Below are 22294 nucleotides of genomic sequence, written 5' to 3'. Positions count from 1 at the left end.
CCAAAGAAAACCTGTGGATCAGTGCGAGGAACCAGTCAAAAGCACAAGTAAAGCGCGCTAACAACAAGGCAGGGAGAAGGAGAGCAAGAGTTCCAAGCGCCAATCTCACAACGACCTAGGCCAAAAGAAACCAGACAAAGCCATACAGATAGAATTCATGAGTGAACTAAAGATCACTAGAAAATCACAACAACAAAGAAACAAGCATCACGGATGAAGTTGTAACAACACATTCCACATCGAAACAGAAGTTGGCATAAGCGATTGAACAGTGCAAAAGTAAAAACAATCACATTCAATCAGGACTACGTGCAGCGACTACGCAAAATCCTTGGGGTCAGCATTGTTGTTGCGCTGGTCATTGTTGTTCTCCATCTCGCCCACACCCATGCGCTCGAGCCCCTTCGTGCGCAGGTTGAAGGAATGGGTGTTTGGGCACCCCTAGGGATCGTGGCTCTGCGGGGCATCAGCATTCTCCTTCCAGCCTTTCCGAGCACGGTGTATTCACTCCTTGCCGGAGCACTCCTAGGCTTTAGAACAGGACTAATCACCATCTATATAACAGATTTAGTTTTTTGCCAAATCGCATTTCTCATAGCAAAACGCTACGGACAAAAACCAGTCAAGAAACTCGTAGGCGAGAAAGCAAGCAAACGGATTGAAAGCTTTAATCAATCCCAAATAGAAGGAAATCCTTTCCTCTTAACAGGACTATTGATGACGGGTCTGTTTGATTTTGTGAGTTATGCAGCTGGCCTTGGGGGAACAAAGTGGAAGGTATTCACTCCAGCACTCATCATCAGCGTTGCCTTGAGTGACTTGCCAATCGTGGCCCTAGGAGCTGAGGTTTTTAACGGTGGAAAATTAATACTTGTTTTCGCATCTCTAGGCGTCTTTGCATTAGCAATTATTGCAGGAGTTGTGAAAAAATATCAAGTAAAAGCTTCGAAGCAGCTCAAATAATCAAATCTAAACCCAGACATTTCACATCACACAAAACCAAAAAAAACCAGGCGAGAAGTAGTCAATAGCGAGGTAAAACCAACGGCTAATGAATACTTCTGAACCGCTTCTCTGTTCAACGAAGACCAAAGAACTTACAACCTAAAGCAGGCCTGAAGCTCCGACACCGAGGATGACACCAAAGCCAATCACATGACCAAGACTGGTTGTAGCCACTAAAGCTTCTAAGCCCAAGCCACCAAAGTATTTAGGATTAGGAAGTTGAGTACCTTCTCCAGCCTGAAAAATTTTTGTGCCTAGATAGATCGCAAAAATATTGCATAACACCATCAAGAGACCCACCTTTGGAGACCAACTGAAGGTTTCAGGAGAAGCGACCGCCAAAAGATGAGAAGTCATGGATAGAGATGAAGGTGATTCATCATCAGGCCAATGGCATCACCTGGAACCATTTCGTAAAAAGCCTTCAAATGGACGATATACGAACTGTTGAGCTACTCATCACCACTCGACATTCCACGGCGAACAAGAAACTGAGTGAGGGCCAACAAACCCAGAAGAAAAGCAGCCGCGATCAGAAGCTTCAAATCCAAAACATTCAGAACACAACCATCTTTGCAGGCAATTGAAACGCAGGCATTTGAATCGCAGGCATTCGAATCAAACCACGCCATGATGTGGAGAACCCACCAAAACGATCATGCGTGTAGCACAGATGCTGATGGTCACATCATCAGCTCTCATGCTTTCAGGATGCATGCAGCAACCAAACACAACAAAGGGCTCGTCACGAGGAGAAGGGCCCATCAAAATCGAACTCAATCAACTAACACCAAACGAAAGCAAAGGGACAGCACCAAACGAAAGCAAAGGGATGGTGTTTGAAGTGGGCTATGGGAAGAATGGAGTGGGATGCATAGGCAGCACATTTGAGGAAGGTGTTACACCACTTGGCACCTTCAAAGTTAATGCGATTATGAGTAAAGAGAGATTTGAAATGGATGAATCACTGATCCAACAATCAGGAAAAACCAAAAGCTATCTGTCAGAAAATTTATTTAATAACATGAACTCCATAGACTTCAAAGGTGACGGAGAAACAGGTGAGTATGGATCAGGGTATATCAGCCTAGCCCCAGTACCTTCAACACCTCAACCCTTTAGTTTTAACGAATACGATGGAATATACCGTTGGTATAGCTTTGCCATTCACGGAACAAATGATGAAACTCGCATCGGCAAACGTGTTACAGGTGGTTGCATCAACATGAAGAACAAACAGCTCACCAAACTGATCAAGAGCATCAATCTTGGTGATGAGGTGATCGTGACATCGAACCAACCCTGTAATCGCTAAAAGCAGTAACCGACCTTCATCGTAAATAGCAATACTGAGTGATAGTACTCAATCACATGTGAGCATCCTCAAATGAGGAGATGCAAAGAGATGCACAGCACCTATAACTAGTTTTTAGGGAACCACCCATGACCATTCGCATTGGTATCAATGGGTTTGGACGCATTGGTCGCCTGGCTTTTCGCCAGGCGGTATCAATGGATGATGTTGAAGTCGTAGCAGTGAATGATTTAATCGATGTGGATTATCTCGCCTACCTACTTCGGTATGATTCGACGCACCGAAAATTCCCAGGTGATGTAAAAGTCGAAAACAACAATTTGGTCGTAAATGGAAAGTCAATCCGCATCACTGCGGAAAGAGATCCAAATCAACTGAAGTGGGGGGATATTGGTGCCGACTACGTGCTTGAAAGCACAGGCTTTTTCCTCACAGATGACAAAGCGAGAGCACATATCAATGCTGGAGCCAAGCGTGTTGTGATGAGCGCACCATCAAAAGATGAAACTCCAATGTTTGTGATGGGTGTTAATCATAAAAACTATCAAGGTCAGCAGATCGTATCGAATGCAAGTTGCACTACAAACTGCCTCGCACCATTAGCAAAAGTTGTTAATGATAACTTTGGAATCGTGAGCGGATTAATGACAACAGTCCACGCAACGACAGCAACACAAAAGCCAGTCGATAGTCCCTCACACAAAGACTGGAGAGGTGGACGCGGAGCTGGGCAAAGTATTATTCCAAGTTCAACAGGAGCTGCAAAAGCTGTTGGAAGGGTCATTCCAGAATTGAATGGAAAGCTCACAGGCATGGCATTCAGGGTGCCAACGCCTGATGTATCAGTTGTTGATCTCACAGTCAATCTGGAAAAGTCAACTAGCTATGAAGAGGTAAAAGCTGCTATGAAAGCAGCTGCAGAAGGAGAATTAAAAGGAATTCTCGGATACACCAATGACCAAGTGGTATCGAATGACCTGCTCGGTGATAGTGCAACATCAGTGTTTGATGCAGGTGCTGGCATGGCACTGAATGATCGATTCATGAAACTCGTTGCCTGGTACGACAACGAATGGGCCTACAGCTGCAAGTGCATTGATCTCATCAAACACATGGACTCTTCAACATACGCCAAATAACTTCACAAGGGTCAAAAGAGACTCATTCCAGTCAACTAGAGCATCACTTCTTATCAGACTGGAATAACTTAAAATAGAGACAATAGATAATCCCTTTTCTTGATACGAGTTAGAAAATTTTTAATCAGTGTTGTATACACTCCAGCCATCTCAAGACGGATCAAGAGTTTAGTAGGCATATACACCATATGCAAGGATCACCAGAAAACATGCAAAACTAGCCACAGAGCAGCAATGTGATCAAGAACACACCATGACAATGATGCCTGATTTCAATTCATCAACAGAAAAACGAGCTCGGTTTGGCAAAGTTTTTTCAACGAGAGTAGAAAAACTGATAGAAGATTTACAAGCGATGGCAAAAACAGCGAATTTAGAGATTTATGAATTTGACGACGAATTAGTAAAGAAGCTATTTATTGAACTAGCAAAACGATTCAGAGCAACGGCACATCGATTCGGGATTGAATTTGAAATTAGCATCGATGGAGAACCAATCGAATAAACAAAAACTCTAGGAAAAGAAGAACAATCCTATTGCGATCAATTAATTATATTCGCCGGGTGTTTCTTGCTTAGAGACGGTCACGCGTCCTACCTTTTTTCCCGATTGACGTAGCAACTCGTCTCCAGAAAACTCATAACCAAGCTTGGCCGCAATTTTGGCTACATCATCCGCTGTTGATGCCGAAAGAACTGTGGATTTGAGCCCCTCGTCATCTTGCATCTGGATGAGAAAAGCCTTGAGTTGATCAAGAGCCATGAGGAAAACCTAAACAGCGCCAAAAAGGATGGGTCAATGGGCCATAGCCGTATTGAAACGAGCAAGCCATTAAAGAAGAAATCTTAAAAGCATGGTCAGCACTGGGGCTACTGGTACAAGACCAACAACGATCAATAGCGACAATACTAAAGAAAAACTTAAGCCGAATGGACTTTCGTGAAGGATGGGCCTCAGCTAAGTGATCCTATCTTACTTTCAACACATTCAAGGTCGAGGACAGAATGCATTCTCTCGAAAAGGCACCATCCTGCTTCATGCATTGGTGCGTGCAGAAGGTTACATCAAGCCTCTATTCAGTCTCTGCAACAACCAATGGGGTGAATTACGACCATGTTGGAAACTTCAGATCTGTAAGCGAGGCCCATATTGCGGGACGGCGCTATGCAGCCACTCAGTCTCATCATCAGCAACGATGTGCGTAGCTGAGTAGGAATATTTAGACGATTCAATAAAAAGATTCCATTAAGACAATCTTGTATGCCTAGAGCAACGAGGAAGGAAAAAGACCTGCGAAACATAATCAACAACTACCAGCTCATTCATCTAATACACGCTGTACGCCATCAGCAAATGATTTATTTCTAGACTCAAGTTTATGATGCCTACGCTTCAGGGCATTGCGTATCTGGGACAAAACAACAAAATCAATAATTGCAAAGCTAACAACACAAGGCAGGAAAACCTTTCCAATGAATTTACAAACAAGCCCGCTTCCGTCTAGCTAACAAACAACCAGCTCTGCTATCAAATCAATCGCGATTTTGATTAAAAAGCTCTTAACCGCTAACAATAAGGAAGCATGCTGAGAACCCATGACGGCATAAAAGCTGCACTAATGCTAACGCCTCAAGAAAGCATGCAAACCAAAATCAAGAAAATCATTATCACAAAAAGGCACGCATAACCTGACAAATAAATATTTAACTCAATCAAATACGTCGACTTAAAGACAAGAAATCATCAAGCTAGTCAACAAACAATGCAAGGTGCCGATTGTCAACTTCCAACATTTCATCCTCATTCTGGTGGAACCAACATCCATACATCAGATTAATAATCCGGCCCACTTCAAGATCACGGTCGGCAACCTCCTGCCACAGGCGACGAGACAACTCCCGATCATCAAGCTTGAACTGTGCCTGAACCAGACTTCTTGTGATTGAAAAATATGTCTGACGATCGTTGCGAGAACGACATTCAGAGGCAGCTCCAACGGACATCAGGGAAGCCTGAGTCTGGGAAGTGGTCATCGCAGCTTTGTTCATGAAGATTCTCCAAATTTCTGAAAGGGAAGCAGGCCGGCCTCCCACTTGGTACGACAGCAGGACTCTCTGATTGATGCTGGAACCATCTCTGTTGCCAGGGATTGGAAGGCTGCTAAAAGCGTCTGTCTTCAGGATCTAGTGGACCATGGCTCAAGGCTTGGGCTGGGGTACTCGTTAAGGCAACACAAGGCCAAACCAAAGAGCCACACAATCTTGTTGAGACTGCTTGTGATGAGACTGCCTTAATTGAGGCTGTTAAGCAGGCAGCTGAGATCAGCCTGCCTCTGCTGAGCACTCAGGTGGAGTGTCGTCTGCCAAAGCGCCTCCGAATCTCACTCTCTACAGTTTGTGCCAGCCAACAGCCACTGGCATCGGTGTAAAGGCGCATTGCCAAACCAGCAAAAGCATCCAAGGATTTAAGGCTGTAATGACGAGAAGATCTGATGACGAAGGCTCTGAAGCCTAAGGTTGAACCACCGTCAGCGACAGCCACAAAGGATCAATGAGCGATTACGAGCAGTTGTTAGAGGGATTAAAAAAGGTACTAAGCATTGCCAAAGCCAATGGAAACAAACTCTTTATCGATAACATCGAACGAGACATTAGAGCCTTGGAAGCAGGTGAGGAATCACCAATCATCAAAGAGCACCTAACACCAGAAGAGAGAATTAGCATCGATTCTGAACAACAAACCTAACCGAATGGGTTAGACATTTCAAATTGCATGCAAACCAGGAAAATTTACGCCTTAACAGCAATACAATCAAATTATAATCGCAAACAGTATTATTACTGCTTTGGCTTTTTACTGATATCGCCAAAGTCATCATCGTTGGGCTGCAAAAATTGCCAAACAACAGGAACAGTAAAAACAATCACAAGACCAATGGTTGCAAGAATGGCGACTGTGTAATTTCCCAAAATCTTGATCTCCAAGGAATCAGATCATAAAGCTTTATAGCCGTGATCACAACGCGCTTCGCCACATGCCAGACGTACCGCAGCCATCCCAATCAACAAACCAGGGATCAGATCGATCAGGGTCGATCAGGCTGCGATTGAAGCGGAGCCACTTGGCGGTTGCGAGGGTCTTGGTCATTCCTCCATGGAGTGAACATCACAAAATTTCCAAGCACGAGTCCAGCCGTAATGATCAGGGCTGCAACCTGCTCAACTTTCTCAATCCGCATGCAACGACCTTGATGCTCTAGCTGTCACAAACAAGCTCCAAGGCGATGTTGGGGCCAATCTCAAGCATCGCTGGAACTCACGGATGGAGCCTCACTGAAATCCACCACAAGGTCACCATCACCATCCCGTTCAATGACGAAGCGAAACCCATTCACCAAGCCAGACCATTCACCCTCTTCAGGTTCGGCACTCTCACCGGTCTGCTCCAAAACCTTGGTTTCAAACAATGTGAAAAACACGTGAGCTGCAACCTCAGCAGCTTGAGCAGCGTCCATGTCATCAAGATCATGGGCAGCAACCGAGCAACCCTCAAGAAGCTCTGGATCAATCACGATCCCTTCTCCCAAATCAGAGATCAACGCTTTAAGAGCATCGTCTTGCATCGCTGCCATCACAAAGTGTCCTATCAAACTCGTCACCAGGACGTTGGTCAAGGGAGACAGGCCTAAAGCAGCTTGCAACAAAACGGGATTGCAGGGCCGCAACGGCCCACAAAGCCCCCTTAGCATCAACTCATAACCGATGGAGAGAGAGTGCGTTTTGTCTACTTCAGTGTGCTGTTTGCCACCGCTTACTGGTTTTTGGTTTCTCTCGTGCGCTTGATTCTTGCCAAGCGAAATGTCAATGTGATCGTTGAGTCTCCCGAAAGAAGTGCAAACGTGAATGCACTCGAACGAGCATGGACAGCAGAAAACCCCAGGGTTGAAGAAGAAGATTAAGAATCAAGCAAACAATCACCGATAATTAAGCATAAACATAAAGCCAGCTATTCTTTCAGTTATTAACAAGAAGATTACTCCCAGACATATTGAAAGGTAATGGCATATGCATCTTACTCAAAAATCATAGTTTCGGTCATTTCCGAAAAGACGACTTAGAAAGTAGCGGCCAAATAGTTATCATTCAAGCTGTAACATGTTGCCTACAATAGTCTTCAAAGGCAGCAGTCATTTAGCAAGGAAGGCTTCATGTTCATATCAAAGACTTTTAAACGGTCGTTCGGTAACTCCAAACAAAGACAAAAAAGCCTTATGGCACCAAATCAGCACATAGAAGCAATCTGAACGGTGGTCCAAGATATCTCAATAGGATCCGACAAACAGCTCGAAGACCTTGCCAAAGGAAAGAGGATTCCAAGCAATCAATACATGCTATTAAAGAAGCGTAGAATTTAAGCCATCGGATGCCACTCATCACGATTAACATCACAGAGGGGATGACAGAAGAATCGATCGATCATCTTCAAAAGACGATTCATGCTTGCCTTGTGAGAGCTTGGGGAATCCCAGAGAATGGTGGTTTTTATATTATTAACGAATACAAAAAATCACGAATGCGTATTAATCGCAGCATGTGGGGGATTCAGCGATCAGACAAGCCACCCCTACTTCTTCAGATCACGTCTTCACCCAGAAGCAAGGAGTTGAAGATTGAGCTCTTCCGTGTTCTCGCTGAAGAGCTCGAGAAACAAGGCATTCGCAAAGAAGACCTCTTCATCAGTATTAGTCCAACACAACGGGAAGATTGGTCTTTTGGAAACGGGGTAGCACAGTTGCTACAAGAGGAGGCGAACTCAAGTTTCTGAGGTCATCAGCGCTGAGTCAGACGCAGACGACTCCAGTTCCGCAGTTGATCTGTGACACTATTCACGGCTTGAACGATTTGGCTATGCAGGAATGGACGGATGCATTCATCACCAATGCTCAGCATGAGCTCGTCGGCATGATTAAGGACTGGAAATACGATTATGGCGCTGATGACAAGGCATGCTCAGCAATGCTGTTGTGGATGGTCCTGAAGCTCAATCCAAAGGCTGACATTGATGCAACGCTGCTTCAGCCCTTTGATCACTCCTAGTGCTTTTAACAACCTGCAGGCCAATGGTGATCAGAACCGCTGCTTGCGGATTCGATAAGCCTGGAGGCCGCTGATAGTCATCAATGAGCATCAATCGAATGACCCTGCTGTCAGAGCGTGCAGCCCTGAATAATCGCCTGCATCAAGCGAAGTCCCTTCCGCGCAAGTTAGGAGCTCCACCAACCCCTCGAGGGCCTCAGCATTCACCCCAGCCAGAGATGCTTCATGCACAAACAGCCGCAAATCTTTGCGCAGGAGCGCCGTGCTGAAGTTGGGATTGCTGAAGTCGTGCGAGAGCATCCGTTCGAGCTTCTTATCCACGGTGGGTGCATAAAGCGCTGATGGACGCAGCACCTCCATAAAGCGCTCCACCTCCAACCCGGAGGCCTGGACCAAACGCAACGCCAAGGAGTAGCCGTGGGTGAGGCTGGCAATGAGCTGGTTAAGAGCCAACTTGCTGGCGGCTGCACGGCCGGTGGGGCCCATCCATTTGGGCTCTTCTGCGAGCAGTTTTAGCAGTGGCAACTGTTGTTGATACACGGAGGCATCGCCTCCCGCCATCACCAATAGCTTGCCCTTCAAGGCCTCTGCCTTGCTACCTAAAACCGGTGCCTCCAAGTAGACACCCTGCTGCCCTTGAACCTGCAGCTCCAATTGCCGGGATTCACTGATTCCCATCGTGCCCATCGGCAGGCAGCAAGCGGCATCGAGATCACCCAGCTCGGCAATCACCTCTGCGCTCACAGGCCCATCGCGCAGCACTGTGATCACGGCATCACAGCCCTTGGCTGACCCATCTAGTGAGTCGATCAGCACAGCCCCCCGCTCCAGGAGAGGCTCACATTTTTCAGGGGTGCGGTTCCAGACCCTTAAGGTCACCCCTCGCTCGAGCAGACGGCAGCCGATGGCCTCACCGAGCAAACCGGTGCCAAGCAACGCAATGGTGGGCATCGAAACGAGAAGCATCGAACCCGCTGATCATCACCCAGCTAATGCTGCTGACTGAATCAAAAGGTGAACGAGCGATCAGCTCTGCAGCAGCAACAAAGAACAACCCACTTGATAGACCATATTTAGTGTTGGCAAGCCATCAGCAAGCACCATATTTAGCGTTTACCAATCAGCTCCTCCCAAGTGATTAATTCTGGTTGCTTTTTGGTTGTCGCGGACACATTTGGCCTCGAAGCTACAGAGCCCCGCTCTGTAGGCAGTGTTTTTCGATTCATGGAAGAAACGGTTATCTGTTCTCGCGCAGTGGGCTCTTTATCGGGCCCTGTGGCGTGATCCATTGATAACACAATCATTGGATCAAACGTCGACCTAAGGTCGTTGATTCCCGAAGCTGCAGTGCGGCACCCATAGGAAGGAGACGGTTTTGAGCCTATTCATTGACATTGAAATAGAAAAAACTTGGCCCTAAAAGGTCTCGATTAAATCGAAAAGCTTCTTAGAAGGTTTGAAATAATAGTTAATTCCACAAATATCTTCTGCTTTTACATCAACCAAACCCTCCTTAACATGCTTGTTTTGATTTAGCCACCATGCCGGGAATGCGATGTCAGCATAATAAGTGTTTCCTTCTTCTCTCACATTTCTAGCCATCGCATAGGTTGCGAATGCACCCAAACCAGCACGGGGCAAGTTGTCGCTGAACCTTGTATGAAAAAGCGTGGCTTGATTCTTATTAGCCGATAAAGGACAGCTTACACTATCTTTAACCCCTATATCTGCAGACTTAAGCATGTAAGTAAGGGAGCCAACCTTGCCACCTGGATAAACAATTGCAAAACAAGAGTAAAGGATTGCCCGCCTAGCAGCGCTTCCCGATACTTTACATTCTTCACTGCTAAAATTTATCACTGCATAGTTACGTCCTTCACTTTCTAAAAACTCAACTGATTCACGATTTGGCAACGAAGCTGCAATCACTTCATGATCGACAACTCCTAAAATGCCTAATGAAAGTGATAGCAGCAGAATTTTCTCAACCATTGACTGCTTTGACGAGCATTCCTTGTATAGCCAGGCTCCTGATCAAAGACAACGGCAAAAGGCTCTGATATCACTTGGACCAACCCAGTTCGTTTAGGCAGTACAGAGACTTCGTCGTCGCTAACCATAATGGGGTTGAAATACCCTTCGCCCATCAATCAGTAAGGCAACAGATGTAACCATTGGATAAAATCATTGACGCTTGGGGTCGAGGGATGGCCTTTCCTCAAACTGAGGTGACCGATCTTCAAACTCCCTTAAGGCTTTGAACACTGCTGTGAAATAGGGAAAAATCCACAGCACTATTCCAAAAATCGAGATCCAGGCGATCCACGTCACGAGGATGGCGATAAGACCACTCCCAGCGTTTCCCTCGTAAAAATGATTGAGGGCCAAGGGCCAACCAAAAGCGAGCAAGGCGATCTTCACCAATGCACTTTTCTCTGACTTTTCCAAGGAAGCAAACCAACGCCTTCTCTTGGTAGCAAAAAAAGCAGACTTCATTCAATCAATGGAGCCAAGCGGATTCGAACCGCTGACCCCCTGCATGCCATGCAGGTGCTCTACCAGCTGAGCTATGGCCCCATCAACAACTCCGAAGCTCGAAAGCCTTGTCGTTGTCGTGGCGAAGCTTACACCGCCATGGAGCTCAAACCTGGCGCCACACCGCCATTAATTTGCCTTGCACCTGCACCTGCTCCGCTGGCAACTCAATGGGGTCATAAGCAGGATTTGCCGCTTCCAAGCGCACCACACTTCCATCAAGGTGGAAATGCTTGAGGGTGGTGCCACTGCCAGCCACCAGGGCACTCACAATCGTGCCCTGACGCAAACGACCGGGCTCGTGTACGGGCTCCATAAGCACCACATCACCATCGGCGATGTGAGCGTCCACCATCGAATCACCATTCACGGTGAGCGCAAACAAGCCACGGGTTTCGAGCACTGGAGCCAAATCGAGATGTTCTTGCACATCATCGAAGGTTTCAACCAAACCACCGGCCGCTACAGCGCCAAGCACTGGAATACCCGAGGCCACATCTCCCAACAATTGCAAGGTGCGCGCTTGCCCCTCTTGCCAGGTGAGCCATCCCTTCTGCTGCAAATGGCGCAAGCGACTTTGCACAGGAGCGGGAGAACGAAGCCCCATCGCCTGCATCATCTGACGGATGGAGGGGCTATGGCGATGGCTACCGATGTAGTCCGACAGCCAGTCGTAAAGCTCCTGCTGAGCAGTGGTGAGCGGCTCGGGGGATCCAGTGGTCACCGGGATGATCCAATTCAGTCAATACATATGTACCTATTCCCTAGAGATTTGGCAAGGGGCTCAGGGATTGGGAGCTTGTGCGCAGATCCAATTCACCTTGGACGCCGTTCCCTGTCGCCCTGGGTAAACACTCCACCCCCCCTGTTGATCCTGGCGTTCCAACACCCCCTCAAGGCACTGGGCGCGCATCGATAACTGCCGCATTCCCCAGGGATTGCCATCCCCTTTGCGCATCAACAACAAGGCCTGAAAGGTCACTGTCTGTTGCTCACGGCGAGGATCACGTAAGTATTCAGCTGCGTCGATTTTGGGGGATTGCATCGCTTCCATAAACGTCCAATCCGATGGTGCAGACGTTTCCTGATCCATCATTTGCAGGCGCACCTCACTCCAAAACTTGGGCTCAGGTTTTGGCGCCCAGCTGGCATCGCTTGGCAACGCAGAGGCAACCGACACAACAGCCGCGGTGGATCCGGTGATCACGATGGTTCGCAATCCAACCGACGTCCTCAGAATGGAAAGAACGCTCATGACTTCTCCTGATCGACGTTTTTTTGCTTGATCAATTCCGCCAACATTTCCAATCTGCCGTTTTCGGATTCAGAGGCACGCGTTGCCATCCAGGCACTGGAAGCCTTGAGCTGAGCCATTTGCTGCACCAAGGACAAAGCCGTTTCTCGCAGGGTGTCGATGTCGTCGCACTCACGAATGAACCGCCCCCACTTTTCGAGCTCAAAGGATTGTTCCAGGCCACGCTCGATCGGGTCGATGCTCATGCGCCCTGCTCCCTCTGTTCCTGATCCTTCTGCTCCTGCTCCAGCAAGGGGTCTGGCTCACCGTTACAGATCGCTTGAGCCCTGAGATAAAAGCCGCTTTCGCGGTCACCGGCCGCCTCTAGGGCTTCGAGAACCCTTTGCCAATTGTCTCGTTCGACTTGATCCATGCTTCAAGTTGACGTTGGAAAAAGCTTACGTAGAAAGTTGAGACTGAGATCACGCACCACCATCCATTCAGCATCCACAGTGATCGCATGCCCACTGCGCTCTAACCAGTGAAGCTCTCGAGGCGAAGAGTTCACGGTGCGCATCAAAAGCTGGATACCACTGGCTGAAATCACCTTGTCGCGACGACTCGCAATCACCAGCAGCGGTTGCTGAACCTTGGAGAGCTGCTTGCGCGTGCGAGAGATGAGATCCAGCACAAGAGCACTGGTGGCCACGGGATAGCGGTCGTAAGACCAAAGCCGCTGGGCCGCGATCGGGTCACAGAAATCAGAGACCGGCTTGGGCAGCGATTGCGTGAATCGGATCAGCAAAGGGGCCAAAAAGCGACGGGGGTCTCCGCTGCGAATGGGTGGTGAGTACAGCAAGAGAGCCTTGATTTGGGGGTAACGCAACGCCAGTTGCAGGCTCAAAATCGACCCCAACGACAACCCTGCCAGTACCACTATTTGCCCCTCTAATAACAGACGAGTGATCAAGGCATCAAGCGGGTCGATCCACTGCTTTGGCTGCACCTCCATCAAATCGCTGAGGGTGGTGCCATGACCAACGAGCAGGGGAACTTCGACGCCGTAGCCCTCGGCATTGAAGGCGGCAGCGAGAAGCTCCATCTCAGAAGGCGATCCGGTAAATCCATGAATAAGAACCACCGTGATCGCTCCTCCAGGCAGGGAAAACGCCTGGGGCGATGCGCTCACAAACCACCCAGCAAAACGGCGAGGAGCGCCTGCTGGGCATGCAAACGATTCTCCGCTTGGTCAAAGATCCGGCTGGACGCACTCTCCATCACCCCGGCACTGATCTCCTCATCGCGATGGGCAGGCAAGCAGTGCAGCACGATCGCTTTGGGATCCGCTTCTGCCAGCAGGGCCTCGTCCAAGCAAAACCCTTTGAAGGCCTGTTCACGCTCCGCCTGCTCCTCCTCCTGGCCCATCGACGCCCAAACATCCGTGTACAACGCCTGGGCGCCGCGCACCGCCGCACCCGGGTCGCTGGTGACCTCAATCTGAGCACCAGCAACGGCAAGGGCACGTGCTTGATCCAGCACCCCGGGAAGGGGCTCAAAACCATCGGGACAGCCGATGCGCACATTCACGCCGAGCAGAGCACCGCAGAGCATCAAGGAGTGGGCCACGTTGTTTCCATCTCCCACATAAGCGAGGGTTTGGCCTTGCAGATCACCAAAGGCCTCCTGCATCGTGAGGAAATCAGCCAAGGCCTGACAGGGATGTTCGAGATCCGTAAGCGCATTGATCACCGGAATCGAAGCCCAGTAGGCGTAATCCACGAGCTCCTGTTGGGCATAGGTGCGCACAGCGAGAGCGTCGCAAAAACGGCTCAAGACCCTGGCTGTGTCTTCTAGGGGTTCACCCCGACCGAGCTGGGTGACCTGGGGGTTGAGATCCACGGTTTGACCGCCGAGCCGGGCCATCGCCACTTGAAAGCTCACCCTGGTGCGTGTGGAGGCTTTGGTGAAGATCAACCCGAGCACCCGATTGCCGAGATCGATGCGCCGGTCACCAGACTTCAGTTGGCGCGCAAGGTCGAGCAGAGCCTGGGTTTCCTGCGCAGAAACGTCTGCAGACGACAGGTAATCACGCCCGCTTAAGTAGGTGAGAACAGCAGCAACGCCCTTATCCATGCCAGCGGCTTCAAAGGAGTGTTATCGGGGATGAAAGGGCTGCTCGTCAAGCCTTCCTGCCCCCTTCGTGCTGGAACCGATGCTGTTCACGGCGCCTGGAGCTCAACGAACACAAAAAAACTGCCCCCCGAAGAAGGCAGTTCATGCAGCGAGTGAACACCGAAAGGAGGCCGCTCTAAGGGCAGAGCAGGGTCTTAGACCGCAACGGATTGCTCTTCGGGCATCACGCTGGCCGAGAGCATCTCCCTGAGGTCATCGCCTTCGATCACTTCTTTTTCAAGAATTTTCTGGGAGATCGTTTCAAGCAACGCCATGTTTTGACGAAGAATCGAAAGGGCTTGGTCGTGGGCACGGTCCACTAAGCCACGCACTTCACGATCGATCGCTTGAGCTGTGGCATCACTTACGGCGCGGCGGGGATTGTTGTTGCCGCCAAGGAAACGGCCACCGCCCTGCTTGTCATAGGCAAGGGGACCGAGGGTGTCGCTCATGCCATAGGTGCCCACCATCTGCTCAGCAATATCGGTGGCACGCTGCAAATCGTTGGCAGCTCCCGTGGTGATTTTGCCGAAGACAATCTCCTCTGCAGAGCGACCGCCGAGCAGGGTGGCAATTTGTCCTTCCAAATCTTCGCGAGAATTGAGGAAACGCTCTTCCGTGGGGAGTTGCAGGGTGTAGCCCAAGGCACTCATGCCGCGGGGCACGATCGAAATCTTGGCCACTTTGCTTCCACCGGGCATGAGGTGACCCACGATCGCGTGACCAACCTCGTGATAAGCAACAACCTTTTTCTCATCGTCTTGCATCACCCTGCTCTTTTTCTCAAGGCCGGCAACAACGCGCTCAATGGCTTCATTGAGGTCACCTTGGACAACTTCTTTCTTGTAATTACGCGCTGCCAATAAGGCTGCCTCATTCACCAGGTTGGCGAGATCGGCACCGGCAAAACCACTAGTGGCTTGAGCGATTTTGTCTAAATCGACGGCATCAGCCAGTTTTACTTTTTTGGCGTAGATCTCAAGAATTGTTTTACGACCAGAAAGATCGGGACGGTCCACGAGCACCTGACGATCAAAGCGACCAGGACGAAGTAGGGCTGCGTCTAAGACCTCAGGCTGGTTCGTAGCAGCCAACACGATCACAGGCTTGTCTGTGGAGGCAAAACCATCCATTTCGGTGAGGAGTTGATTCAGCGTTTGTTCGCGCTCATCGTTACCTCCAACCACACCCATCGAGCCTGAGCGACTCTTACCGATCGCATCGAGCTCATCAATAAAAATGATGCAAGGAGCGTTCTTTTTAGCCTGTTCGAACAGGTCACGAACCCGAGCAGCACCAGCTCCCACAAAGAGTTCTACAAATTCAGAACCACTGATGATGAAGAAGGGAACACCTGCCTCACCAGCCACGGCTTTGGAGAGCAACGTTTTACCTGTACCTGGAGGGCCAACAAGCAACACACCCTTGGGAATGCGTGCGCCGATATCGGTGTAGCGCTCCGGTGTTTTTAAGAAGTCAACAATTTCATTGAGCTCATCTTTGGCTTCATCCACACCTGCCACATCGGCGAACGTGACCCGTGATTTCTCATCAGGCACATACACCTTGGCCTTGCTCTTGGTGAAATTAAGTGCACCTTGAGCTCCGCCGCCGCCCATCGAGCGACGGGCAAAAAACTGCAAGACGAGGATAAAAATTAGTGGGGGGACCACCCAGCTCAAAATGGTGGTGAAAATATTGGGTTTCTTGGGCGGAGCAGCAGCAAACTCAACACCTTTGCTTTCCAGGCGTTGGGGAAGATCCATATCGAAGATCGGCGTGGTTGCAAGCACGGAGGGGGCTCCCTCCTCAACCTCACTAAGCTCGTAGCGAATCTGATCTTGGGTAATGAAGGCGCGCTTGACCGCCCCATCGTTCACCTGATCAATAAAGAGTGAGTAAGGCACCCGAGGCACCTGCTGCATGCCTTGGTTGGGGATGAAGCTGCTGAGCAGCAACAACACTCCGAAACCAATCAACACAAGGTTGATGATCCCGAAGCGCCGATTAGGGCGATTGTCGTCTTCTCGAATCGCCATGAAGCCGGTTCCCGAATGCGCACCAAACTAAGTCGGTTGTTTCCCTGATGGGTGCGCATGCTGGGGGGAGAACCGAACGGCTTGGCGTCTAGACCAGCCAGTGCGTTTGAAAGGACCATGAACAACAAGCAAACCAAGCACCTTGCTGGGCTCGCTGGCGTTCGCGATTGTTGGAATCCTGAGCCTGGCGGAATGCTCTGAAGATGAAATCAGATCGATCAAAGCGCCGCCATCGAGAAAAAATCTATGAGCTGCTTCTAGGCCTGTGCATTGTCGTGCTAGTGAGCTTTGCCTTTCCGCGCCTGAGCTGGATCGGCCCCCTGGGGTACGGCCTCATCGCCCTGCTGCTCACGCAATTGGTGATGATCCGCAAAACGGTGCTCACTGTTGAGGACCGCTTGTATCAGCTGCTAGGGCTCGCGGCCCTGGTTGCCCTGATGTTGTGGCAAGTCACGCCTGTGCGCTGGGTGGTGAGTGGCGTTCCACTCGTGCTCACCTGGAGTGTGTTGGTGGGCTGGAGCGTGATCCGCTTGGTGGAGCGATTGTCCCAGGAGCGGAGAGTCACATCTGGGTTGCTGATGGGAGCTGCCGCTGGGTATTTGCTGTTGGGCCTCACAGCTGGTTTGGTGATGAGTGCGGTGGAAACCATTCAACCGGGCAGTTTCGCGCCACTCAGCATGCTTCAAGAATCCGCCAGTGGGCCCAACGCAAGCGTGCTGATGAAGCTGAATGACTTCTCCCAAATCAACTATTTCGCCTTTATCTGCTTAACCACGGTGGGCTTTGGAGACATCCAACCGGTCATGCCGGTCTCGCGGATGCTGGCGGTGGTGACAGGAATCATTGGACCGCTTTATTTAGCGGTAGTGATGGGAGTCTTGATCGGTCGCTACACCAAACAAATGGAAGAAGAAGACATTTTTGAGCACGACGATCGACGGTGAGTGCAGAGGTCAGCTAGCGGAAAATCTTGAAGTATTCGATCAAAAGGTTGGGTTAGGGATCCTGAGTAAGAGCTCGCAAGAGCAGATCACACCCCAACCGCTCTGCCGTGTGCGCCGACAGCGGAATGACCTGATCCATCGCCGAAAAACCCAGGTCACCAAGGGGCGTTCGCGCCAATGTACCTCCAAGAAGCTTGGGGGCAATCACCACCGCCAACTCCTGCACGCAGCCCTGCTGGAGTGCCGCTGCTGCCAAGGCAGGGCCGCATTCCCAGAGCACCCGGTTGCAGCCTCTTTGAGCCAAGGCTTGCAGAAGGTCCAAGGGCTCGCTGGCCAAAAGTTCAAGAGGTTCCGGGCCCTCAGGCAGGAAGCGATCAGCTCTACCTGGCCCGTAAGCCAGAAGCGTTGCCGCCAGGCTTGTGTCCCAAAGTTGTGCGTAGGCAGGCAGGTCAAGGCTTCGGCTCAGCACCACGCGCAAGGGTTCGGGCGAACGGGCCCCACGGCTGGTGAGCAGGGGGTTATCGGCGCGCACGGTGCCGCCTCCCACAATCACCGCATCACAACCAGCCCGCAACTGATGCACCCAAGCGCGCGCGGGAGGGGCACTAATCCACTGACTTTCGCCATTCGGTAGCGCGGTGCGGCCATCCAAGCTCATCGCCCACTTGAGAAGGCCCCAGGGACGCCCGGTTTGAACGCGATGCACAAAGGCTCGGTTTTGTTGCGCCGCTTCGGACTCCAAAACCCCGGTGACCACCTCCAAGCCGGCATCGCGTAAACGCTGAATGCCACCACCAGCAACCCGCGGATCAGGATCTTTGAGTGCTACAACCACGCGCTGAATGCCGGCCTGAATCACTGCCTCCGTGCAGGGGGGCGTGCGGCCCTGGTGACAACAGGGCTCAAGCGTGACGATGATCGTGCCGCCCATGGCGCGCGTCCCAGCTTGAGCAAGTGCGCCCACCTCGGCATGGGCCTCACCTGCTTTGGCGTGAAAACCCTCGCCCACCAGAGCTCCTTGCACGTCAAGAACCACTGCCCCCACCAAGGGATTGGGGCTGGTTTGGCCGTCCGCCAAGGCTGCTAACTGCAGCGCCCGGCGCATCCAAAAGGTCCAGCGATTGGGGCCGGTCTGCATCAGCTCAGCGGCTGGGTTTGCACGTCGCGCCATTCACCCACCACATAGGGAGGAACGGGCAATTCGTTAAATACCCCAGGAAGAAATAAACGCAGCGGACGGTTGTTGCTCAGATCAGCGAGGAGAGGATCAAGCGCAAATTCGGCGGCAGCTTCACGACCGTCACTGGCGAGGGCGGGGTTTTTGAGAGTGATGTCGTCCAATTGCCACTCCCTCACTCCAGCTTGAACAAGCAACGAAACGGGATGATCGAGCCGCACCTTGCCGGGATAGCCCACAATCCGCAGCACCACCGGATTTCCTGGCTTTCCAGTGCGATAGGCAACGGCCTGCCAGCTGTCGTAATCAAGGTCACGCAAACTTTCAAGACTGCGCAGCATCGGTGCTCCAGCCTCATCGTTGTGCTGATGCACCTGAGCAAGGGCTGCGTTTGGGGTGATCAGCAACAGCAGCATCGCTGCTAACAAAGAAACCAAAAGTCGACGCAGCACGCCCATTCGTTCAGACCAATCGATGCAGCCATCATCGGCGCTGCCTGCAAGGACTGCGGAACTTAATGGCCTCAGAAAGACAAAAACAAAGAGATCCTCCCCCCCCTGCAAGGAGGAGGATTCAGCCAAGCCATGGGCCCTAATATCAAGTTTTAACAGCAATGAGCAGAACTAGACTTAGGCCAAAGCCGTAAAATCACTGATACTAAATTCACCATTGCCCCCAAGAATAGTATCAAACTCTGGGGCATTCCCAATCGCTTCCGAATAGGAACCACCCTGACGAAGAATGTCATCAGCAGCTTCCACTAAACTGAGATCACCTTCAGCATCATTGCTTAAGGCCCAGAACATCATTCCGCCCAGATCCTTTTCTTGCACATAAGCGGCTTTGCCAGCAATCGTGGCGGTGGTTTCAATCGAGCTCCATTCATCACCGTTATAGGCAAAGGCCGCTTTGCTGTTGTCATCCCAGTAGAGATCGGTCTGCCCCGTTATTACATCGGTGACGATGTCTTTGTAGTCATAAACCCCAGCTTCAAAAGACCCTTGCGCTTCAGCCCCCGTGCCTGATTGTTGATAACCAAAGGTGCCACCAGCCTCAACACCTCCCCAAGCCCGGGTATAAGCGGGAGCCCCTAAAACAACCTTATTGAGGGCAACCCCAGCCTCTTCAAAGACAGACACCGATGTGGTGACATCGTAATTGTTGGCATCACCTGTCATCGCGGCCTGATGCCCGGTTTGACTCTCCCAACCACCGTGAAAGTCGTAGGTCATTACATTATAAAAATCAACGTAAGGATCGATCCCGGCAAGATTGAGATTGGCGAGTTTTTCTGAGCCGCCCGCCGTCGCGATCGAGACCTCATAGTTTCCGCCAGTTTGCGATTCGAGTGCATCAAGCTCGCTGCGCAACTGTTCCAGAACTAAAGCAAAATTGGCCCCATCATTGGCACTCGATGCATTTCCCGCATCACCACCACCACCGGGATATTCCCAATCAAAATCCACAACACTGAAGAACTCATAGGTTTTGAAAATATCCACCACATCACTTGTGAACTGATCACGGCCTGCTTGCGTTGTAAAGGCCGTGCTGAACTCATCTGAGAGCGTCCATCCACCAAGGGCAAAACCAAGCTCAACATTGGGGTTGAGTTCCTTAAAGCGGCTCAGTTGCTCGAAATTTCCGGCATCTTGAGGTCCCGCATCATTCCAACCAACGGGAACACTGGTAATCGTGACAGAGTCAGCCGTTTCAGTGATGGTGTAGCGATCTGAGTTGTAAGCAGCAATCAGAGCTGGATCAACGGCCTGATACTCAGCTGTTGTGAAGGTTCGACTCACTTGATCAGCAGCATCAAAGCGCTTCTCCTGTGCTGCATAGGCATCAAACAGCTGAACAGAGCCATCGGCTTTGACATCAAAGAAGCTGTAGTTGAGATGGGTCATCGCTTGCCCATTCACATCGGACAGATTGATATCGCGCTCATACACACCCCATTCCTCGAAATAGGTGACGATGCGTTTATCACTGCCACCATTTGGAACCGGCACATCAACCGAGGTTGCAACAGTGTCTTCAACAGTGGGTTCAACACTGGGCTCAACCATTGGCGTTGAAGCTGGGCTTTCTGCAACAACAACACTCTCGGTGAAGTCAAACACCTGAGCGGGGTCGATGAACTCACCAGCTGCCTGGTAATAGGACGCCTGTGAAGCACCTGGAGCCAAGGGAGCAGCCCATGCTTTCGGAGAAATGGAGACGTCGTAACGACCATCACCTCGCAAGGAAGACGTCACTTCAAAGTTGCTAACCATTGTGAGTGGTGCATCCATCACAACATCCACACTCCAGTCGTTTCCGGCAGAACCATCTCCAACATTGGTCACGGTGATTTCGCCCGCAAAGATCCCAGACCATCCGTCGGTGATCGTGGCCGATACAGAAAGTCCCTGCGAATCTGCCATCACCGGCGATGGCTCAACAGCTGGCGATGGCTCAACAATGGGCGGTGAATCCACAGTGCTCAGCGAAGACGTGTCGTTGAGGTCTGCTTGATCTGGAGCCGCAACATCGGCTCCGGGTGCGGCAACAAAAAACAGCGCATTGCTGAGCTCGCCTGAATCCGGTAATCCCACGCTGTTGGCATTAAACGAGAGATCAACAGACCCACCAGCTGGAATCTCAAGGCCCCAGGCGGGAGGTTTGATCAACACCTGATAGACGCCACCACCGAGATCGTTCACGGAGGATTCAGCCGACCAACTCTCAAAATCGGGTTGATTGGTCAAAAAACGGAACGACCAATCATTAAGCGCAACATCTGATGCGTTCGAGAGCGTAAGGGTTCCACCCATTCCCCCGGAATAGAGCTTGCCAGCAACAGAGGCCTGCAATTCGCCCGAGCTCGATGGCATCGGATGGTTGTGCATGGAGTGGTCAGTCATGGACTGAAACGCGTCCATCGCTATCACGGTGGAGTCGGGATTCACCATCAGCCCAGCGCGCATCTGGTCGCCATCGGTGGAGGCACCACTGGGAGCCTGGGGTGTGAGCAGACCAGCTCGGCTCACCAGGGAAACCTCTTCTGCTGTGAAGCCAAAAGGAACCTCAAGGTTGTCTTCCATCACCTGATCGTGATGAAACTCGAGATTGGCGCCGATCAACTCGCTGCGCTGAACTCCCTTTAAAAGTACACTTTGATTTGTGGGCTCAAACTGAATCAATAATCCCTGATCCGTATCAACAACAGACAGACGTTCGCGCGTACCTGTGTAGAGAAAATTCAGCTTTTGGGTTTGAGGGTCAAAGTCATCAATGACCTCTTGAACGCCAAACTGATGAGAGCGTATGTATACAGTTTCTGAGTCACGCGCACCAATAGCTTGCTCCCAAGACAACACCGCCCCAATATCTTGACGGAGATGTTCATTACCAACAACACCAAGGTTATTGAGGCTTAGATCACTCCAGCTCAAACCCTGAAGCGCTTGCACCTGATCGGCCCAGGGATTAACAATCGCAGCTGTGCCATCAGGCAATGCACCAAGAATCAAGCCATGAACGGAAATCTCTCCAAAATCAAGGCTATCTGTAGTGGAATTGAAATCGGTGATATCAGATCCTGCAGGGTTGACCTGATAGGTCACACCATTGGCGAAGGAATCAGTCATCATTC

General features: G+C 50.7%; 31 protein-coding genes and 1 tRNA gene. 11 read left to right on the top strand and 21 right to left on the bottom strand.

The features are described from left to right. The first annotated feature begins 309 nt into the window (after positions 1-309). The gene (locus SynMVIR181_RS04220; RefSeq protein ID WP_186590497.1) at positions 310-963 is read left to right on the top strand and encodes a TVP38/TMEM64 family protein; all 654 of its coding nucleotides are present in this window, start codon (positions 310-312) and stop codon (positions 961-963) included. 141 nt (positions 964-1104) lie between these two features. On the opposite strand, the gene psaK is transcribed toward SynMVIR181_RS04220, so the two are convergent. Both psaK and SynMVIR181_RS04210 read right to left on the bottom strand, forming a co-directional pair. After that, entirely contained in the window at positions 1105-1362 is a 258-nt protein-coding gene (psaK, locus tag SynMVIR181_RS04215; RefSeq protein ID WP_186590098.1) for a photosystem I reaction center subunit PsaK, read from the bottom strand. Positions 1363-1457: 95 nt separating this feature from the next. Continuing rightward, positions 1458-1637: a hypothetical protein gene (locus SynMVIR181_RS04210; protein ID WP_186590097.1), complete on the bottom strand. Its 180-nt coding sequence runs from the start codon at positions 1635-1637 to the stop codon at positions 1458-1460. A gap of 41 nt (positions 1638-1678) precedes the next feature. Here SynMVIR181_RS04210 and SynMVIR181_RS04205 point away from each other — a divergent pair, with 41 nt between their 5' ends. From SynMVIR181_RS04205 to SynMVIR181_RS04195, 3 genes are all read left to right on the top strand, one after another. Continuing rightward, a complete protein-coding gene (locus tag SynMVIR181_RS04205) occupies positions 1679-2320 on the top strand; it encodes a L,D-transpeptidase (RefSeq protein WP_370593875.1) in 642 nt (213 codons plus the stop codon). Between the two features lie 128 nt (positions 2321-2448). After that, positions 2449-3459, top strand: a complete 1011-nt coding sequence (gene gap / locus SynMVIR181_RS04200) for a type I glyceraldehyde-3-phosphate dehydrogenase (protein WP_186524911.1) — start codon at positions 2449-2451, stop codon at positions 3457-3459. Between the two features lie 262 nt (positions 3460-3721). Further along, on the top strand, positions 3722-3964 hold the full coding sequence (locus SynMVIR181_RS04195) for an RNA polymerase-binding protein RpbA (RefSeq protein WP_255444431.1): 243 nt from the start codon (positions 3722-3724) through the stop codon (positions 3962-3964). Between the two features lie 42 nt (positions 3965-4006). Here SynMVIR181_RS04195 and SynMVIR181_RS04190 read toward each other — a convergent pair whose 3' ends face one another. Together SynMVIR181_RS04190 and SynMVIR181_RS04185 are read right to left on the bottom strand one after the other, a co-directional pair. Further along, entirely contained in the window at positions 4007-4222 is a 216-nt protein-coding gene (locus SynMVIR181_RS04190) for a Nif11-like leader peptide family natural product precursor (RefSeq protein ID WP_186524909.1), read from the bottom strand. A 986-nt stretch (positions 4223-5208) separates the two neighbouring features. Continuing rightward, on the bottom strand, positions 5209-5493 hold the full coding sequence (locus tag SynMVIR181_RS04185) for a hypothetical protein (RefSeq protein ID WP_255444429.1): 285 nt from the start codon (positions 5491-5493) through the stop codon (positions 5209-5211). A gap of 517 nt (positions 5494-6010) precedes the next feature. On the opposite strand from SynMVIR181_RS04185, the gene SynMVIR181_RS04180 reads away from it, so the two are divergent. Beyond that, positions 6011-6205, top strand: coding sequence for a hypothetical protein (locus SynMVIR181_RS04180; protein ID WP_186590093.1), 195 nt, complete (start codon positions 6011-6013; stop codon positions 6203-6205). A gap of 92 nt (positions 6206-6297) precedes the next feature. Here the strand turns inward: SynMVIR181_RS04180 and SynMVIR181_RS04175 are convergent, their stop codons facing one another. From SynMVIR181_RS04175 to SynMVIR181_RS04170, 3 genes are all read right to left on the bottom strand, one after another. Beyond that, entirely contained in the window at positions 6298-6444 is a 147-nt protein-coding gene (locus tag SynMVIR181_RS04175; protein ID WP_186590712.1) for a hypothetical protein, read from the bottom strand. 31 nt (positions 6445-6475) lie between these two features. Further along, on the bottom strand, positions 6476-6607 hold the full coding sequence (locus tag SynMVIR181_RS13225; protein WP_255444428.1) for a hypothetical protein: 132 nt from the start codon (positions 6605-6607) through the stop codon (positions 6476-6478). Between the two features lie 151 nt (positions 6608-6758). Next, on the bottom strand, positions 6759-7133 hold the full coding sequence (locus SynMVIR181_RS04170) for a hypothetical protein (protein ID WP_370593874.1): 375 nt from the start codon (positions 7131-7133) through the stop codon (positions 6759-6761). 99 nt (positions 7134-7232) lie between these two features. Here SynMVIR181_RS04170 and SynMVIR181_RS04165 point away from each other — a divergent pair, with 99 nt between their 5' ends. The 3 genes from SynMVIR181_RS04165 (at position 7233) to SynMVIR181_RS04155 (ending at position 8556) form a co-directional block, all read left to right on the top strand. Beyond that, entirely contained in the window at positions 7233-7418 is a 186-nt protein-coding gene (locus SynMVIR181_RS04165; RefSeq protein ID WP_186590092.1) for a hypothetical protein, read from the top strand. 464 nt (positions 7419-7882) lie between these two features. Further along, the gene (locus SynMVIR181_RS04160; protein ID WP_186590091.1) at positions 7883-8284 is read left to right on the top strand and encodes a tautomerase family protein; all 402 of its coding nucleotides are present in this window, start codon (positions 7883-7885) and stop codon (positions 8282-8284) included. 68 nt (positions 8285-8352) lie between these two features. After that, positions 8353-8556 (top strand): hypothetical protein, encoded by a 204-nt coding sequence (locus SynMVIR181_RS04155; protein ID WP_255444427.1) that lies wholly within the window; start codon positions 8353-8355, stop codon positions 8554-8556. Positions 8557-8646: 90 nt separating this feature from the next. Here SynMVIR181_RS04155 and SynMVIR181_RS04150 read toward each other — a convergent pair whose 3' ends face one another. After that, the gene (locus SynMVIR181_RS04150) at positions 8647-9507 is read right to left on the bottom strand and encodes an NAD(P)-dependent oxidoreductase (protein WP_186590090.1); all 861 of its coding nucleotides are present in this window, start codon (positions 9505-9507) and stop codon (positions 8647-8649) included. 41 nt (positions 9508-9548) lie between these two features. Between SynMVIR181_RS04150 and SynMVIR181_RS04145 the strand changes: the two genes are divergently transcribed. Continuing rightward, a complete protein-coding gene (locus SynMVIR181_RS04145) occupies positions 9549-9698 on the top strand; it encodes a hypothetical protein (RefSeq protein WP_186590089.1) in 150 nt (49 codons plus the stop codon). A 274-nt stretch (positions 9699-9972) separates the two neighbouring features. On the opposite strand, the gene SynMVIR181_RS04140 is transcribed toward SynMVIR181_RS04145, so the two are convergent. The 10 genes from SynMVIR181_RS04140 to ftsH form a co-directional block, all read right to left on the bottom strand. Further along, the gene (locus SynMVIR181_RS04140; protein WP_186590088.1) at positions 9973-10548 is read right to left on the bottom strand and encodes a hypothetical protein; all 576 of its coding nucleotides are present in this window, start codon (positions 10546-10548) and stop codon (positions 9973-9975) included. A gap of 192 nt (positions 10549-10740) precedes the next feature. Next, entirely contained in the window at positions 10741-11052 is a 312-nt protein-coding gene (locus tag SynMVIR181_RS04135) for a hypothetical protein (protein WP_186590087.1), read from the bottom strand. Positions 11053-11060: 8 nt separating this feature from the next. Beyond that, positions 11061-11133: transfer RNA gene (locus tag SynMVIR181_RS04130), tRNA-Ala, on the bottom strand. 64 nt (positions 11134-11197) lie between these two features. Continuing rightward, positions 11198-11821, bottom strand: coding sequence for a transcriptional repressor LexA (gene lexA / locus SynMVIR181_RS04125; protein ID WP_186590494.1), 624 nt, complete (start codon positions 11819-11821; stop codon positions 11198-11200). Between the two features lie 54 nt (positions 11822-11875). After that, positions 11876-12346 carry a hypothetical protein gene (locus tag SynMVIR181_RS04120; RefSeq protein WP_186590086.1) on the bottom strand — a complete coding sequence of 157 codons (471 nt, stop codon included), beginning with the start codon at positions 12344-12346 and terminating at the stop codon, positions 11876-11878. Further along, positions 12343-12591: a hypothetical protein gene (locus SynMVIR181_RS04115; protein ID WP_186590085.1), complete on the bottom strand. Its 249-nt coding sequence runs from the start codon at positions 12589-12591 to the stop codon at positions 12343-12345. Before SynMVIR181_RS04115 ends, SynMVIR181_RS04120 begins: the two co-directional genes overlap by 4 nt. Further along, positions 12588-12758 (bottom strand): hypothetical protein, encoded by a 171-nt coding sequence (locus SynMVIR181_RS04110; RefSeq protein ID WP_186590084.1) that lies wholly within the window; start codon positions 12756-12758, stop codon positions 12588-12590. The genes SynMVIR181_RS04115 and SynMVIR181_RS04110 overlap by 4 nt, the downstream gene beginning before the upstream one ends. A gap of 3 nt (positions 12759-12761) precedes the next feature. Further along, complete coding sequence (locus tag SynMVIR181_RS04105; RefSeq protein ID WP_186590083.1) at positions 12762-13514, bottom strand: carboxylesterase; 753 nt, start codon at positions 13512-13514, stop codon at positions 12762-12764. Beyond that, the gene (gene argF, locus SynMVIR181_RS04100; RefSeq protein WP_186590082.1) at positions 13511-14458 is read right to left on the bottom strand and encodes an ornithine carbamoyltransferase; all 948 of its coding nucleotides are present in this window, start codon (positions 14456-14458) and stop codon (positions 13511-13513) included. Before argF ends, SynMVIR181_RS04105 begins: the two co-directional genes overlap by 4 nt. A 194-nt stretch (positions 14459-14652) precedes the next feature. After that, positions 14653-16536, bottom strand: coding sequence for an ATP-dependent zinc metalloprotease FtsH (gene ftsH / locus SynMVIR181_RS04095; protein ID WP_186590081.1), 1884 nt, complete (start codon positions 16534-16536; stop codon positions 14653-14655). A 51-nt stretch (positions 16537-16587) separates the two neighbouring features. On the opposite strand from ftsH, the gene SynMVIR181_RS04090 reads away from it, so the two are divergent. Together SynMVIR181_RS04090 and SynMVIR181_RS04085 are read left to right on the top strand one after the other, a co-directional pair. Next, the gene (locus SynMVIR181_RS04090; RefSeq protein ID WP_186590080.1) at positions 16588-16737 is read left to right on the top strand and encodes a hypothetical protein; all 150 of its coding nucleotides are present in this window, start codon (positions 16588-16590) and stop codon (positions 16735-16737) included. Between the two features lie 2 nt (positions 16738-16739). Then, complete coding sequence (locus SynMVIR181_RS04085; protein ID WP_186590079.1) at positions 16740-17480, top strand: potassium channel family protein; 741 nt, start codon at positions 16740-16742, stop codon at positions 17478-17480. Between the two features lie 52 nt (positions 17481-17532). Here the strand turns inward: SynMVIR181_RS04085 and ribD are convergent, their stop codons facing one another. From ribD to SynMVIR181_RS04070, 3 genes are all read right to left on the bottom strand, one after another. Further along, complete coding sequence (gene ribD / locus SynMVIR181_RS04080) at positions 17533-18618, bottom strand: bifunctional diaminohydroxyphosphoribosylaminopyrimidine deaminase/5-amino-6-(5-phosphoribosylamino)uracil reductase RibD (RefSeq protein WP_186590078.1); 1086 nt, start codon at positions 18616-18618, stop codon at positions 17533-17535. Further along, positions 18618-19115 (bottom strand): DUF3122 domain-containing protein, encoded by a 498-nt coding sequence (locus SynMVIR181_RS04075; protein ID WP_186590493.1) that lies wholly within the window; start codon positions 19113-19115, stop codon positions 18618-18620. Before SynMVIR181_RS04075 ends, ribD begins: the two co-directional genes overlap by 1 nt. Positions 19116-19286: 171 nt before the next feature. Continuing rightward, on the bottom strand, positions 19287-22289 hold the full coding sequence (locus SynMVIR181_RS04070) for a glycosyl hydrolase family 18 protein (protein WP_186590077.1): 3003 nt from the start codon (positions 22287-22289) through the stop codon (positions 19287-19289). Positions 22290-22294: the final 5 nt, after the last annotated feature.

Origin of the sequence: Synechococcus sp. MVIR-18-1 (assembly GCF_014279835.1) — a bacterium.
Taxonomy (GTDB): domain Bacteria; phylum Cyanobacteriota; class Cyanobacteriia; order PCC-6307; family Cyanobiaceae; genus Synechococcus_C.
This window is presented reverse-complemented; position numbering and strand designations above follow the sequence as displayed.

Coding starts and splice junctions, on each gene's coding strand:
- SynMVIR181_RS04150 (WP_186590090.1), bottom strand. CDS start 9,507: ATGCCCACCATTGCGTTGCTTGGCACCGGTTTGCTCGGTGAGGCCATC.
- SynMVIR181_RS04085 (WP_186590079.1), top strand. CDS start 16,740: ATGAAATCAGATCGATCAAAGCGCCGCCATCGAGAAAAAATCTATGAG.
- SynMVIR181_RS04180 (WP_186590093.1), top strand. CDS start 6,011: ATGAGCGATTACGAGCAGTTGTTAGAGGGATTAAAAAAGGTACTAAGC.
- SynMVIR181_RS04110 (WP_186590084.1), bottom strand. CDS start 12,758: ATGGATCAAGTCGAACGAGACAATTGGCAAAGGGTTCTCGAAGCCCTA.
- argF (WP_186590082.1), bottom strand. CDS start 14,458: ATGGATAAGGGCGTTGCTGCTGTTCTCACCTACTTAAGCGGGCGTGAT.
- SynMVIR181_RS04115 (WP_186590085.1), bottom strand. CDS start 12,591: ATGAGCATCGACCCGATCGAGCGTGGCCTGGAACAATCCTTTGAGCTC.
- SynMVIR181_RS04185 (WP_255444429.1), bottom strand. CDS start 5,493: ATGACCACTTCCCAGACTCAGGCTTCCCTGATGTCCGTTGGAGCTGCC.
- SynMVIR181_RS04145 (WP_186590089.1), top strand. CDS start 9,549: ATGCTGCTGACTGAATCAAAAGGTGAACGAGCGATCAGCTCTGCAGCA.
- SynMVIR181_RS04205 (WP_370593875.1), top strand. CDS start 1,679: ATGCTGATGGTCACATCATCAGCTCTCATGCTTTCAGGATGCATGCAG.
- ribD (WP_186590078.1), bottom strand. CDS start 18,618: ATGCAGACCGGCCCCAATCGCTGGACCTTTTGGATGCGCCGGGCGCTG.
- gap (WP_186524911.1), top strand. CDS start 2,449: ATGACCATTCGCATTGGTATCAATGGGTTTGGACGCATTGGTCGCCTG.
- SynMVIR181_RS04195 (WP_255444431.1), top strand. CDS start 3,722: ATGCCTGATTTCAATTCATCAACAGAAAAACGAGCTCGGTTTGGCAAA.
- ftsH (WP_186590081.1), bottom strand. CDS start 16,536: ATGGCGATTCGAGAAGACGACAATCGCCCTAATCGGCGCTTCGGGATC.
- SynMVIR181_RS04210 (WP_186590097.1), bottom strand. CDS start 1,637: ATGGCGTGGTTTGATTCGAATGCCTGCGATTCAAATGCCTGCGTTTCA.
- SynMVIR181_RS04120 (WP_186590086.1), bottom strand. CDS start 12,346: ATGAGCGTTCTTTCCATTCTGAGGACGTCGGTTGGATTGCGAACCATC.
- psaK (WP_186590098.1), bottom strand. CDS start 1,362: ATGACTTCTCATCTTTTGGCGGTCGCTTCTCCTGAAACCTTCAGTTGG.
- SynMVIR181_RS04190 (WP_186524909.1), bottom strand. CDS start 4,222: ATGGCTCTTGATCAACTCAAGGCTTTTCTCATCCAGATGCAAGATGAC.
- SynMVIR181_RS04135 (WP_186590087.1), bottom strand. CDS start 11,052: ATGAAGTCTGCTTTTTTTGCTACCAAGAGAAGGCGTTGGTTTGCTTCC.
- SynMVIR181_RS13225 (WP_255444428.1), bottom strand. CDS start 6,607: ATGACCAAGACCCTCGCAACCGCCAAGTGGCTCCGCTTCAATCGCAGC.
- SynMVIR181_RS04075 (WP_186590493.1), bottom strand. CDS start 19,115: ATGGGCGTGCTGCGTCGACTTTTGGTTTCTTTGTTAGCAGCGATGCTG.
- SynMVIR181_RS04070 (WP_186590077.1), bottom strand. CDS start 22,289: ATGACTGATTCCTTCGCCAATGGTGTGACCTATCAGGTCAACCCTGCA.
- SynMVIR181_RS04140 (WP_186590088.1), bottom strand. CDS start 10,548: ATGGTTGAGAAAATTCTGCTGCTATCACTTTCATTAGGCATTTTAGGA.
- SynMVIR181_RS04160 (WP_186590091.1), top strand. CDS start 7,883: ATGCCACTCATCACGATTAACATCACAGAGGGGATGACAGAAGAATCG.